Source organism: Pseudoalteromonas sp. T1lg88 (genome assembly GCF_002964765.1).
Classification (GTDB): domain Bacteria; phylum Pseudomonadota; class Gammaproteobacteria; order Enterobacterales; family Alteromonadaceae; genus Pseudoalteromonas.
This window is the reverse complement of sequence record NZ_PQCF01000026.1, coordinates 26,716-39,285: the sequence shown is the minus strand read 5'-3', so window position 1 is coordinate 39,285 and position 12,570 is coordinate 26,716. Positions and strand designations below refer to the sequence as shown.

Below are 12,570 nucleotides of genomic sequence, written 5' to 3'. Positions count from 1 at the left end.
ATGGTGCGGAAGGTGAGACTTGAACTCACACATCCGAAGATACTGGAACCTAAATCCAGCGCGTCTACCAATTCCGCCACTCCCGCATTTCGCTTAAGTATTTTATGGAACCTAAAACCAGCGTCTAATTCAAGACATCGGCCAATTCCACTACTTTCGCATACAAACTAGCTTTCCATTTTCCTTGGTAGTGGAAAATGGTGGCTACGCCCTGATTTGAACAGGGGACCCCATCATTATGAGTGATGTGCTCTAACCAACTGAGCTACGTAGCCAACTTTTGTTTGTCATCATCGCTGATGCGGGGCGTATTATGCTGATATGGTGAAAGCGCGTCAACACCTTTTTGCGAAAAACACATTCAGGATGAATCGTTTGCTTGAAAAACAAACGAAGCGAATAAAAATCGACTTATCTTGCTTAAAAAGCCTACAAAAAAGCCCGCAAATAGCGGGCTTATCAAGGTAAAAACTTTTTATACGTTGAACAAGAAGTTCATCACATCGCCGTCTTTAACTATGTATTCTTTACCTTCTTGGCGCATCTTACCCGCTTCTTTGGCTCCATTTTCGCCTTTGAATTCGATGTAGTCAGCGAAAGCAATAGTCTGGGCGCGAATAAAACCACGTTCAAAATCGGTGTGGATCTTACCGGCGGCTTGTGGCGCCGTTGCACCCACAGGAATAGTCCAGGCACGAACCTCTTTCACACCGGCGGTGAAGTAGGTTTGCAGCTTTAACAGCTCATAACCACCACGAATTACGCGGTTAAGACCCGGTTCTTCAAGGCCCAAGTCGGCCATAAACTCTTCGCGATCTTCATCATCAAGCTCAGAAAGTTCCGCTTCGATGGCGGCACAAACCGGGATCACAACTGCATCTTCTGCAGCGGCGATTTCACGTACCTTGTCCAGGTGTGGGTTATTTTCAAAGCCATCTTCATTGACGTTGGCAATGTACATGGTTGGCTTGATGGTTAAGAAGTTAAGATAGGCGATAGCCGCTTTCTCTTCTTTCTCTAGGCTTAATGAGCGTAGCGTTAAGCCTTCATCAAGGTGTGCTTTTACTTTCTCAAGTACCTGAATTTCAAATTTGGCGTCTTTGTCGCCACCTTTGGCTTTTTTCGCTTGACGCTGCATGGCGCGATCGGCGGTATCCATATCGGCTAGTACGAGCTCGGTATTGATAACATCGATATCGTCAGCTGGATCGATCGTGCCCGCTACGTGAACGATATTTTCGTTTTCAAAGCAGCGAACCACATGGCCGATGGCATCTGTTTCACGAATGTTGGCAAGGAACTGGTTACCTAGGCCTTCACCCTTAGAAGCGCCTTTAACCAGACCGGCAATATCCACAAACTCCATGGTCGTAGGTAGAATACGCTGTGGTTTTACGATTTCGGCCAATTGATTTAGGCGCGTATCTGGAACAGGAACTACACCCGTGTTTGGTTCGATGGTACAAAACGGGAAGTTTTGCGCTTCAATACCAGCTTTAGTAAGTGCGTTAAATAGAGTTGATTTACCTACGTTAGGCAAGCCAACGATGCCACATTTAAAACCCATATTCTTAATACCTATTTAATCTTTAAGCCTAAGGCTTAAATGAATGGAGTCTGTTTTGTGCTTTAAGCACACCATCTTTCGCCAAAATTTCCATACAACGCACCGCTTCATCTACCGCTGCGTTAATCTTTTCTTGATCTGCCGCCGGTGCCTTGCCTAAAACCCAGCCAGTTACTTTATCTTTGTGTCCGGGGTGACCAATGCCAATGCGTAAGCGCATAAACTCTTTATTATTGGCCATCTTGGCAATGATGTCTTTAAGGCCATTATGACCACCATGACCGCCACCTTTTTTTAATTTGGCTGTACCCGGCTCTAAGTCCATCTCGTCATGAGCGACAAGAATACTCTCAACTGGGATCTTATAAAAGTTTGCCAGGCTTGAGACGGCTTTACCACTGAGGTTCATATAGGTGGTGGGGATCAATAATTTATATTCTGTGCCGGCAATAAGCACCTTGCCGGTTAGGCCATGGTGTTTGCTATCGGGCTTGAGGATGCAGTTGTAGCGGGCGGCCAGTTCTTCGATAAACCATGCCCCTGCATTATGGCGAGTATCTTTGTATTCGGGGCCTGGATTAGCCAGGCCCACTAGCATTTGAATAGTATTCAAGGTGCTAACACCTTAAACCTTATTCTGCTGCTTCTTCAGTTTCTGCGTCTTCAGCTGCAGCGCCTTTAGGAGCAACAACAGTTACAACTGCTTGGTCGTGATCAGCACCTTTAGCTAGTTCAACAGAAGAAACACCTGAAGGAAGTTTAACGTCAGACAGGTGTAGTGAATCACCTGCAGCTAGTTTAGCTACGTCTACTTCGATGAACTCAGGAAGTACTTTAGGAAGACACGTGATTTCGATCTCAGTTAGCTGGTGAACAACAGTTGCACCTTTCTTAGTTACTACATCTTCGTTGATGAAGTGTACTGGGATGCTAGTGTGGATCTTAGAGTTAGCGTCAACACGTTGGAAGTCTAAGTGAGTGATCTTAGGCTTGAACGGGTGACGTTGTACGTCTTTAAGGATCGCTTCAACTGACTCACCGCCGATGTTTAGCGTAAGGATGTGAGTGTAAAAACCTTCGTGTGCTTGCGCTTGGATGATTTTGTTGTGGTCAAGCGTTAGAGATACAGCTTCTTTGTCTGCGCCGTAAAGGATTGCAGGAACTTTGTCTGCACGACGTAGGCGGCGGCTCGCACCAGTACCTAGCTCAGCACGTACTTCTGCATCAAATGTGTAAGAAATGTTAGACATGGATGTCTCCAAAATAATTTAGTTAAAGTTTTAAGACCTTCGCGACCAAAAGTCTTAGCCGATTGATAGCCGTTTAAACAACCACCAATCAAAAAAGGCGCGCTATAGTACCACCGCGACCTTATAAAATAAACAAGAGATATAAAAAAACACCGCAATTGCTCAGAGCTAATGGCTAAGCGATTGCGGTGTTTTTCAAAAGGCTAGGGGGAAACCCGAGCCCTCGCTAAGATGTTGAGCTTAGTGCTCGAACATCGCTGAGATTGACTCTTCGTTGCTGATGCGGCGAATGGTTTCGGCCATCATATCGGCAAGGGTCAATACCTTGATGTTATCCAGCGCTTTTAGCTCGTCAGATAGAGGGATTGAATCGGTTACAATCACTTCATCGATTACTGAGTTGCGTAGGTTCTCGGCTGCTTTACCAGAAAGCACCGGGTGCGTGGCATAAGCAAATACGCGCTTGGCGCCATGCTCTTTAAGCGCTTCAGCTGCCTTACATAAGGTACCACCGGTGTCGATCATATCGTCAACGATAATACAGTCACGGCCTTTAACATCACCAATAATGTGCATTACTTGTGAGACGTTGGCTTGTGGACGACGCTTGTCGATGATCGCCAAGTCTTTATCGTCTAGTAACTTAGCGATAGCACGGGCACGTACTACACCGCCGATATCAGGAGACACAACAACAACATCTTCAAAGTTGCGCTGCTTCATGTCTTCGATTAGTACCGGGCTACCGAATACGTTATCTACTGGCACATCGAAGAAACCTTGGATTTGCTCTGCGTGTAGGTCAACGGTTAGTACTCGGTCGACACCTACGCTAGATAGGAAGTCGGCAACAACCTTGGCCGTGATTGGTACACGAGCAGAACGCACGCGGCGGTCTTGGCGAGCATAGCCAAAGTAAGGAATTACGGCGGTGATACGGCCTGCAGATGCACGGCGTAGCGCATCAACCATAACGATCAATTCCATTAAGTTGTCGTTAGTTGGCGCACAGGTAGACTGGATAATAAAAACGTCCGATCCACGGACGTTCTCATTAATAGACACACTGATTTCACCGTCGCTAAAACGACCAACCTCGGCATCGCCTAGTTCGATATATAAACGTTTTGCAACTTTTTGAGCAAGTTCAGGCGTTGCATTACCAGCAAAGAGCTTCATGTCTGGCACGGTAGGGGTCCTCGGGCACTGAAATTTGGGACTAACTTGTAAGTTAAGCATATCGACTGCGATGGCAAACCAAGGTTTGCAAAGGTGCAGGAGTATGCCTGGTTACAGGCTAACTTAAACACTTTACTTCTCTAAACCAAGTGCCGTATGAGCGGGCGACTTGTTCAGGTTTTTGGCAACAAAGCCATGCCATTTTTCAGGCAGCTTTTCTAGAGCATTGCGTGCGGCTTGTTCATTTTCGAACTCGGCAAAGCAACATGCCCCAGTGCCAGTCATTCTCGACGGGGCGTATTTTAACAACCACAGCAGTGTTTTTTCAACCTCGCTGTACAGCTTTTTGACCAGCGGCTCACAGTCGTTACGCTGCTGCGCCAGTTGCCACTGCTCTGGAAGTTTCTCACTATCACGTATTAAGTCGGGGTGAGTGAAAACAGCGGCGGTACTAATATGCACCTGAGGATGCACCACTAAATACCAGCGTTCAGGCAGCTCCACGGTGTGTAATTGCTCACCTATGCCGCGTGCCAAGGCGCTGTGGCCGTGAATAAAAACCGGCACATCGGCGCCCAGTGACACCCCAAGTTCAGCCAATTGTGCCAAGCTCAGGCGTTGTTGCCACATTTTATTTAAAGCCAGCAGTGTGGTGGCTGCATCGGATGAGCCACCGCCAACGCCGCCGCCCATGGGCAGCACCTTGTCTATGCTGATGTCGACACCCTTATGAGCATAGCCTAATTCTTCATAGCGCTGCTGCAGCATGCGCGCGGCGCGATAGATAAGGTTATCGGTATTGGCTACGCCGGGCAGGGGAGCGACGGCAATCTCCTGGTCAGGGCGCTCTTTAAAGTGCAAGGTGTCGCCGTAATTGAGAAAAGTAAACAGGGTTTCCAGTTCATGGTAGCCGTCATCGCGACGCCCGGTGATATGTAAAAAGAGGTTAAGCTTTGCCGGGGCAATCACGCTCAAAGTTTGGGAATTCATTGCACTTGCCATTGATTAATTAAAAGTTTTACCCGCAGTGATTCATGAACCAGGGTGATGCGGGTGGGCAACCAGACGCCGTTTATGGCCTCGTATTCTTCATAGCGAATTTGCCAGCGGCGCTGATCCGGGCTTAGCCAGTGGGCGCTGCGCACGCGTTCGAGCTCATCCAACTCGGCATCGCTCTCAAGCTGCCCGAGCAGCCAGCTTTGCGGTTCAGTTAATGGCAACAGCCAGCCGCTTAAGCGGTAAACCAGTTGCTGCGCATTCTGATCTTGATAATGCCCATCATCCACTTCCAGGTGTACCTGCTCACCTTGCTTTTGCAGGCGCAGTACATTGGTGCCGATAAAGGTGTTGAGATCCAGTTCATAGTCTTTATTTTGCTGTTGCCACACAAAGTTAGCCGATTGGCGCTTTTGTGGCGAAATAAAGGCCATTTTCCCTTCCGCGCTGAAATGAGAGATGGTCGCAAGTTGCTGGCGCCAGTTGTCATCTGGGGTGGTGGATTTTGGGATTTGTTGAGCACAGCCGGTGATAAACAAAAAAAACACCAGCAAAATCAATCGAAAGTTAATCAAATGTCTTTCCTGCCTTTTCTTATTCGCTTGATTTTCGTAAAATTATTCGCTTGTAGCAGGTTTTGACCAATATTAATTGCAAGCGATTTGTATTTAGCGTCGAATAAAGCGTTTGTCGGCATCGTAAAAATCCATTTGCCGGTAAAGCGCTTGTGTGCGCTAATTTATCAATGAGTAGGTATTTAATCAAATTGGTTGTTAAGCAATAGTTGTCACCATGACCATAGTCGCACTGGGTATTAATCACAAAACGGCCTCCGTTGATTTACGAGAAAAAGTCGCCTTTTCGGCGGAGCAGCTTGATCGTGCACTACAGCAACTCACCATGCAGGATGAATTCGCTGAGTCCGTGATTGTTTCGACCTGCAACCGCACCGAAATTTATTGCTCGCTAGAGAGCGGCACACCCGAGCAGGTATTGCAGTGGCTGGCCGAGTTTCATTGTCTCGATATCGAAGAACTGGCCGACAATGTTTACAGTTACGACCATAATGACGCCATAGCTCACCTGATGAAGGTGGCATGTGGCCTGGACTCTTTAGTCTTGGGCGAACCGCAAATTCTTGGGCAAATTAAACAGGCTTATGCCAGCGCCAAGAAAAATGGCGGTGTTGGCGTGCTGTTCGAGCGTTTGTTCCAGCGTACCTTCTCGGTGGCCAAGCAAGTACGTACCGAGACCAATATAGGTGCCAGCGCGGTTTCCGTTGCCTATGCAGCGGTGAATCTGGCTAAGCATATTTACGGTCAACTTAATAACACCAGCGTTTTGCTTATCGGGGCCGGCGAAACCATAGAGCTGGTAGCGCGCCATATTCATCAGCATTCACCCAAGTCCATGACGGTGGCAAACCGTACTCTGGATAGGGCTCGTAATCTGGCCGATGAATTTGCCGCTGGGGTGATCTCCCTGGCGCAATTGCCCGAGCAACTGGCCAATGCTGATATCGTTATAAGTTCCAAGCCAGTACCTTGCCTATTATCGGTAAGGGTGTGGTTGAGCAGGCGCTGCGCACCCGTAAGAACAAGCCCATGCTGTTTATCGATATCGCCGTGCCGCGGGATATCGAAAGCCAGGTAGCGGAACTTGACGATGCCTACCTTTATTCGGTGGACGATCTGCAGGCCATAGTGAGTGAAAATATGGCGACGCGAGAGCAGGCAGCAGAGCAGGCGCAGGGCATTATCGCCGCCAAGGTGGAAGAGTTTGCCAGTTGGCTGAAGTCCCTTGATTCGCTCGATATGATCCGCGATTACCGCAACGAGGTAACGCAAACCAAAGAACAATTGTTAGAGCGGGCGCTAAGCCAGCTTGCCAGCGGTAAAGAACCGGACAAGGTGATGGTCGAGCTGGCCAATAAATTGACCAATCGTTTGATGCATGCTCCTACCAAGGCGATTAAAGACGCCGCTGAAAAAGGCGAGCTGGGGCAGTTGGCACAAATGAAGAAGATGTTAGGAATTAACCAGGAATAACAAACAGATGAAAGAGTCCGTATACCGTAAGTTAGAATCCTTAGTGGAACGCTATGAAGAAGTGCAGGCGTTGCTCAGTGATCCCGAGGTGATCGGCAATCAGGATCGTTTCCGCGCTTTATCTAAAGAGTATTCGGAGCTCGAAGAAGTAGCAAAAACCTTCACCGCATACCAGCGGGCGCAGGGCGATGTCGCCGCAGCGGAAGAAATGCTCAAAGACTCAGATCCAGATATGCGCGAAATGGCTCAGGAAGAGTTCAAAGAAGCCAAAGGCCAAATTGAAGCTCTTGAAGACGAGCTTCAAGTCTTGATGCTACCTAAAGATCCAAAAGACAATAACAACGTCTTCCTTGAAGTACGTGCCGGTACCGGTGGTGACGAAGCGGCGATTTTCGCCGGTGATCTATTCCGCATGTACAGCCGCTACGCCGAGTCACAAAAGTGGCAGGTGGAAGTGGTCAGCGCCAACGAAGGTGAGCACGGCGGCTACAAAGAAGTGATCGCTAATATCAAGGGTGATGGCGTTTACGGCAAGCTTAAGTTTGAATCCGGCGCCCACCGTGTACAACGTGTGCCAGAAACCGAATCGCAAGGCCGAGTGCATACCTCTGCCTGTACCGTTGCCGTGATGCCAGAAATTCCAGAGGCAGAAGCCATCGAAATTAACCCGGCGGATATCAAGGTAGATACCTTCCGCGCCTCCGGCGCCGGTGGTCAGCACGTTAACAAAACCGACTCGGCAATTCGTATTACTCACTTGCCAACCGGTGTGGTAGTTGAATGTCAGGACGAGCGTTCACAGCATAAGAACCGTGCCAAGGCCATGTCCGTACTTGCCGCTCGCCTAGAGCAGGCAGAAACGGAAAAACGTCAGGCCGCAGAAGCAACTCAACGCCGTAACCTGGTAGGTAGCGGTGACCGCTCTGAGCGTATTCGTACCTATAACTACCCGCAGGGTCGTATTACCGACCACCGTATCAATCTAACCCTATATCGCCTTAACGAAATCGTTGCCGGCGAACTGGGTGCGGTTATTGACCCACTTTTACTTGAGCATCAGGCCGACCTTCTGGCGGCGATGGGAGAGGAGTAAGTTGGCACTGCCATCCATAGATGATGCCTTGTCAGCGGCCACAAAGCGCTTGCAAGCCCTGAGCGACTCGCCAAAACTTGACGCTCAGGTGCTGATGCTGCATATCTTGCAACGTCCCCGCAGCTACCTTTTTGCCTGGGGCGACCGCCCACTTAGCGAACAGGAATACGATGACTTTACGCAGCTGCTGGAAAAGCGCTGCGCCGGTCATCCCGTTGCTCACCTCACCGGAGTGCGGGAGTTCTGGTCGCTGCCCATCATGGTTAATAACAGCACCCTTATTCCTCGCCCCGACACAGAAACACTGGTTGAACAAGCTTTAGCGTTAGCCCTGCCGGATAACGCCAGAGTGCTTGATCTTGGCACAGGTACCGGAGCCATAGCCCTGGCGCTGGCCTCGGAGCGCCCCAGCTGGCATATCGATGCCCTTGATGCCAGCGCGGATGCAGTGGCTTTAGCACTAAAAAATAAGCAAAATCTGGGGCTTAGCAATGTGCAAATTATGCACAGTGACTGGTTTAGCGCCCTTAATGATGTTACATATGATTTAATCGTCAGCAATCCACCTTATATCGATGCGGCGGATCCCCATTTGCAGCAGGGTGATGTGCGCTTTGAGCCGCTTAGCGCCTTGGTTGCCGCGCAGCAGGGGCTGGCAGATATAGAACATATTATTATTCATGCCAAAGCGTTTTTAACGCGCCCCGGTGTGCTGATGTTTGAACATGGTTACGAGCAAGGTGCCGCGGTGCGTCAATTGTTCACCGACCATGGTTACATTAATGCCCGCACCGAGCGCGATTTAGGTGACAATGACCGCATTACCCTGGCCGAGTTGGTGCCCGGGTGTGCGTAGAATAAAGATAAAATAACAACAAAGGTCAACAGACCCTTAAGGAAGAACATGGATTATATCGCTATCAAACACACGCATGTGTTATTTGTGGTGCTCAGTGTAGTGCTTTTTTACGTCCGCGCGTTTTCGCGCCTTGGTAGTGGCAAAATTGCCGCAAACAAGGGCGTGTTTATCACCAGTCATGTAGTCGACACCCTATTACTAGTGAGTGCGGTGGCGCTACTGATTGTGGCCAGCATGAATCCGTTGACCATGCCCTGGTTATGGCAAAAAATCATCCTGGTTGTGGCCTATATTGTTATTGGCTTTAAGCTACTTAAAGCGCAAAGCAAAGGGCAAAAATGGCTATGGCTGGGAGTTAACACCTTGGTGTTGTTGGCAATTGGCTATTTGGCGGGTACAAAATCCGCGTTTTTCTAGCCGTGAATACGGCGCTAACGCAGTGAAATTGGTATCTTAGGGCGATCCTAGGTAAACTAGTGGCCATTTTATTGCCTGTGAGATATCCCTATCTATGTCTGATGTTTGGTTAGATGACCAATTTGATTTAGAGCACAGCTACAGTGTTAGCGCCATAAACCGTTGTATTGCCGCCGAATCACGCTGGCAGGCCCAGGCTCAAGCCGAGCAAGCCTATACGCAGTTGCAAAGCTTAGAGCAGCAAGCGCATGAAATCGTTGCGCGCCATGAAGATGATAAGCATCAGGCACTGGATGCCGTGGTCGATAGTTTCTACACCGAATGGGGCTTTAGCGGTACCCATCAGGATGTGCCCGAGTATCGCCTTAACAGCGTGTACTTTGCCCTGCTTTATCGCACCGGAAACAGCCTGGCGCTGGGCATTATATTGCACGGTATTTTAGAGGACGCAGGTTTTAATGCGGATCTGGTGCTGGTGGATCAAAGCGTGATGGTGCAGGTGCACTTCAGTGATCAGGAGCATTATCTGATCGAGCCGACTTCGGGCCAGCAAATGTGGCATCTGCAGCCGGAAAACGCCGAGCCAGAGCAAAGCCCAGAGCTGCTTATCGACGAAGAAATCTATAAGTTGTACCTGGCCCATCAAAAATGGGCGTTTATTGCTACCGAGCGTTTTGGCAGCGCCTTGGCCTGTGCCGAGCTGTTGTTAGAGCTGATAGGTGACGACCCTTACGAGCGTCGCGACCGTGGTTATTTGCTCAATCAGATTAATCGCCCTGAGCTGGCCAAAGAAGACCTGCGCTTCTTTGTTGAAGAGTGCCCGGACGACCCAGGTATTGAAATAGTACGCCATCAAATTGATGAGCTCGACAATAATAACAACACACTACATTAGTAAGGAATCATTATGGATCAACCTGCTGAGGCCATGATCAGCAATCCAGCCGTGGTGATGGGCCTGCTCGCCGTAATTCTCGGCGTGATTTTTAAAACCGCCCATAGTCAAAACCACTGGCTACGGACCTTTTATAAGTATGTGCCAGCGTTGCTGCTATGTTACTTCCTGCCTTCTTTACTCAATACCTTTGGCATAGTCGACGAAAAAAGTGCGAAGAGCGTGTATCACGTGGCTTCGCGCTATTTACTACCAGCCTGTTTGATTTTGCTGACCATCAGTATAGATTTAAAGGCCATTATTAACCTTGGCCCCAAGGCGCTGATCATGTTCCTGACCGGGACCCTAGGCATAGTCATAGGCGGCCCCTTGGCCATCCTGGTTATGAGTGCGGTAAACCCCGAGGTAGTCGGCGGCCATGGCCCGGATGCGGTGTGGCGTGGCATGACCACCATAGCCGGCAGCTGGATAGGCGGCGGGGCTAACCAGGCCTCGATGAAGGAAATGTTTGACGTTGGGGGAGATATCTTCTCCGCCATGGTGACCGTGGATGTCATTGTTGCCAACCTCTGGATGGCGGTATTGCTCTTGATGGCTGGTAACCATAAAGCCATAGATGCGAAAACCGGCGCCGACACCAGCGCCATCGAAGATCTTAAAAAACGCGTCGAAGCCTATCATGCCGAGCATGCACGCCTGCCGACCTTGAATGATTATATGACCATAATCGCCATCGCTTTTGGTATTACAGGTTTAGCTCATTTCTGTGGCGATATACTGGCGCCTTATTTCGACCAGTTTGCCTGGGCGCAAGAATACAGCTTAAACAGCAAATTCTTCTGGCTAATCGTGATTTCAACCACCATAGGTATTGGTCTGTCGTTTACCCGTGTGCGTCATATCGAAGCATTTGGCGCCTCAAAAGTGGCATCCAGCTTCTTATATATTCTGGTGGCCTCTATCGGTTTGCATATGAATATCACCGCCATCTTCGATACCCCATGGTACTTTGTCTTGGGTGTTATCTGGATGCTGACTCACGCGGCCTTGATGTTGATTGTTGCCAAGGCCATTAAGGCGCCGCTGTTTTATATGGCGGTGGGCTCGCAGGCCAATGTTGGCGGTGCAGCTTCGGCGCCCGTTGTGGCCTCGGCGTTTCACCCGTCGCTAGCACCTGTAGGTGTGCTGTTGGCTGTGCTGGGTTACGGCGTAGGTACGTATATGGCTTATATTTGCGGCTTGATCATGCAGTCGGTCGCCCCTTAAGGAATTAAAAATGACCATTAAACAAATTAATATTGGCGCCATTGAATTGGCCAACGACAAACCTTTTGTACTGTTCGGTGGCATGAATGTGTTGGAGTCTCGCGATCTTGCCATGCGCATCGCCGAGCACTATGTGGAAGTGACCAACAAGTTAAACATTCCTTACGTGTTTAAAGCCTCTTTTGATAAGGCCAATCGCTCGTCGATTAATTCTTATCGCGGCCCAGGTATGGAAGAAGGTTTAAAAATTTTTGAGGAAATCAAAAACACCTTTAATGTGCCTTTGATCACTGACGTGCATGAACCTTATCAGGCCGCGCCAGTGGCCGAAGTGGTTGATGTGATTCAGTTGCCAGCCTTCTTGGCGCGTCAAACCGACCTGGTGATGGCCATGGCCAAAACCGGCAATGTGATCAATGTGAAAAAGCCGCAGTTTTTAGCACCGCACGAAATGCGTCATATCATCAAGAAATTTGCCGAAGCCGGTAACGAGCAGGTGGCCTTATGTGAGCGCGGCACCAGCTTTGGTTATAACAACCTGGTTGTTGATATGCTGGGTATGGACGATATGAAAACCATGGCCCCAGTTATCTTTGACGCTACTCATGCCTTGCAGCGCCCTGGCGGACGCAGCGATAGCGCCGATGGCCGTCGTGCCCAGGCTGCAGAGCTGGCACGCAGCGGTATGGCGCTAGGTATTGCTGGTTTGTTTATTGAAGCGCATCCGAACCCCAATGAAGCCAAATGTGACGGCCCTTGCGCCTTGCCACTGGCTAAGTTAGAAGGGTATTTAACGCAAATGAAGGCCATTGATGATCTGGTAAAAAGCTTTCCACCGCTAGATACCAGCGCCAGCGATCTGTAGATTTATTTTAAATGATTTAAAGCCAGCCCTAGTTGCTGGCTTTTTTTATGTTTGAGCCAGCGCTGCGCACTAAATTGGCATCTTGAAGGCCTTTGTATATAATCAGTTCAAATTAAAAAAACTAATCTATTGGCT

General features: G+C 49.2%; 12 protein-coding genes, 2 tRNA genes and 1 pseudogene. 7 read left to right on the top strand and 8 right to left on the bottom strand.

Annotation, left to right across the window (positions count from 1 at the left end):
- Window position 1: 1 nt before the first annotated feature.
- From C2M34_RS08075 to lolB, 8 genes are all read right to left on the bottom strand, one after another.
- Window positions 2-86 (bottom strand) — tRNA-Leu (locus C2M34_RS08075).
- A gap of 112 nt (window positions 87-198) precedes the next feature.
- Window positions 199-275: transfer RNA gene (locus tag C2M34_RS08070), tRNA-Met, on the bottom strand.
- A 200-nt stretch (window positions 276-475) separates the two neighbouring features.
- Window positions 476-1,567, bottom strand: a complete 1,092-nt coding sequence (gene ychF / locus C2M34_RS08065; RefSeq protein ID WP_105200657.1) for a redox-regulated ATPase YchF — start codon at window positions 1,565-1,567, stop codon at window positions 476-478.
- Between the two features lie 28 nt (window positions 1,568-1,595).
- The gene (pth, locus tag C2M34_RS08060; protein WP_105200656.1) at window positions 1,596-2,180 is read right to left on the bottom strand and encodes an aminoacyl-tRNA hydrolase; all 585 of its coding nucleotides are present in this window, start codon (window positions 2,178-2,180) and stop codon (window positions 1,596-1,598) included.
- Window positions 2,181-2,199: 19 nt separating this feature from the next.
- On the bottom strand, window positions 2,200-2,817 hold the full coding sequence (locus C2M34_RS08055) for a 50S ribosomal protein L25/general stress protein Ctc (protein WP_105200655.1): 618 nt from the start codon (window positions 2,815-2,817) through the stop codon (window positions 2,200-2,202).
- A gap of 240 nt (window positions 2,818-3,057) precedes the next feature.
- Window positions 3,058-4,005, bottom strand: a complete 948-nt coding sequence (locus tag C2M34_RS08050; RefSeq protein WP_105200654.1) for a ribose-phosphate pyrophosphokinase — start codon at window positions 4,003-4,005, stop codon at window positions 3,058-3,060.
- A gap of 123 nt (window positions 4,006-4,128) precedes the next feature.
- Complete coding sequence (gene ispE, locus C2M34_RS08045; protein WP_105258504.1) at window positions 4,129-4,986, bottom strand: 4-(cytidine 5'-diphospho)-2-C-methyl-D-erythritol kinase; 858 nt, start codon at window positions 4,984-4,986, stop codon at window positions 4,129-4,131.
- Complete coding sequence (gene lolB / locus C2M34_RS08040; protein WP_105258503.1) at window positions 4,983-5,567, bottom strand: lipoprotein insertase outer membrane protein LolB; 585 nt, start codon at window positions 5,565-5,567, stop codon at window positions 4,983-4,985. The genes ispE and lolB overlap by 4 nt, the downstream gene beginning before the upstream one ends.
- A gap of 217 nt (window positions 5,568-5,784) precedes the next feature.
- On the opposite strand from lolB, the pseudogene hemA reads away from it, so the two are divergent.
- From hemA to kdsA, 7 genes and pseudogenes are all read left to right on the top strand, one after another.
- A pseudogene (gene hemA / locus C2M34_RS08035) lies at window positions 5,785-7,040 on the top strand (glutamyl-tRNA reductase).
- 7 nt (window positions 7,041-7,047) lie between these two features.
- Window positions 7,048-8,133 (top strand): peptide chain release factor 1, encoded by a 1,086-nt coding sequence (gene prfA, locus C2M34_RS08030; RefSeq protein ID WP_105258502.1) that lies wholly within the window; start codon window positions 7,048-7,050, stop codon window positions 8,131-8,133.
- A 1-nt stretch (window position 8,134) separates the two neighbouring features.
- Window positions 8,135-8,989 (top strand): peptide chain release factor N(5)-glutamine methyltransferase, encoded by an 855-nt coding sequence (prmC, locus tag C2M34_RS08025; protein ID WP_442792781.1) that lies wholly within the window; start codon window positions 8,135-8,137, stop codon window positions 8,987-8,989.
- Between the two features lie 48 nt (window positions 8,990-9,037).
- Entirely contained in the window at window positions 9,038-9,409 is a 372-nt protein-coding gene (locus tag C2M34_RS08020) for a SirB2 family protein (protein ID WP_105200649.1), read from the top strand.
- A gap of 94 nt (window positions 9,410-9,503) precedes the next feature.
- Window positions 9,504-10,304, top strand: a complete 801-nt coding sequence (locus C2M34_RS08015; RefSeq protein WP_105200648.1) for a tetratricopeptide repeat protein — start codon at window positions 9,504-9,506, stop codon at window positions 10,302-10,304.
- 12 nt (window positions 10,305-10,316) lie between these two features.
- Window positions 10,317-11,570 carry a DUF819 family protein gene (locus tag C2M34_RS08010; protein WP_105258501.1) on the top strand — a complete coding sequence of 418 codons (1,254 nt, stop codon included), beginning with the start codon at window positions 10,317-10,319 and terminating at the stop codon, window positions 11,568-11,570.
- Between the two features lie 10 nt (window positions 11,571-11,580).
- Window positions 11,581-12,435: a 3-deoxy-8-phosphooctulonate synthase gene (gene kdsA / locus C2M34_RS08005; RefSeq protein ID WP_105200647.1), complete on the top strand. Its 855-nt coding sequence runs from the start codon at window positions 11,581-11,583 to the stop codon at window positions 12,433-12,435.
- Window positions 12,436-12,570 lie beyond the last annotated feature (135 nt).

Bases quoted from the DNA above. Each gene is read 5' to 3' on its own strand.
- ychF (WP_105200657.1), bottom strand. From the start codon at position 1,567: ATGGGTTTTAAATGTGGCATCGTTGGCTTGCCTAACGTAGGTAAATCA.
- C2M34_RS08055 (WP_105200655.1), bottom strand. From the start codon at position 2,817: ATGTCTAACATTTCTTACACATTTGATGCAGAAGTACGTGCTGAGCTA.
- ispE (WP_105258504.1), bottom strand. From the start codon at position 4,986: ATGAATTCCCAAACTTTGAGCGTGATTGCCCCGGCAAAGCTTAACCTC.
- prfA (WP_105258502.1), top strand. From the start codon at position 7,048: ATGAAAGAGTCCGTATACCGTAAGTTAGAATCCTTAGTGGAACGCTAT.
- C2M34_RS08020 (WP_105200649.1), top strand. From the start codon at position 9,038: ATGGATTATATCGCTATCAAACACACGCATGTGTTATTTGTGGTGCTC.
- C2M34_RS08015 (WP_105200648.1), top strand. From the start codon at position 9,504: ATGTCTGATGTTTGGTTAGATGACCAATTTGATTTAGAGCACAGCTAC.
- C2M34_RS08010 (WP_105258501.1), top strand. From the start codon at position 10,317: ATGGATCAACCTGCTGAGGCCATGATCAGCAATCCAGCCGTGGTGATG.
- kdsA (WP_105200647.1), top strand. From the start codon at position 11,581: ATGACCATTAAACAAATTAATATTGGCGCCATTGAATTGGCCAACGAC.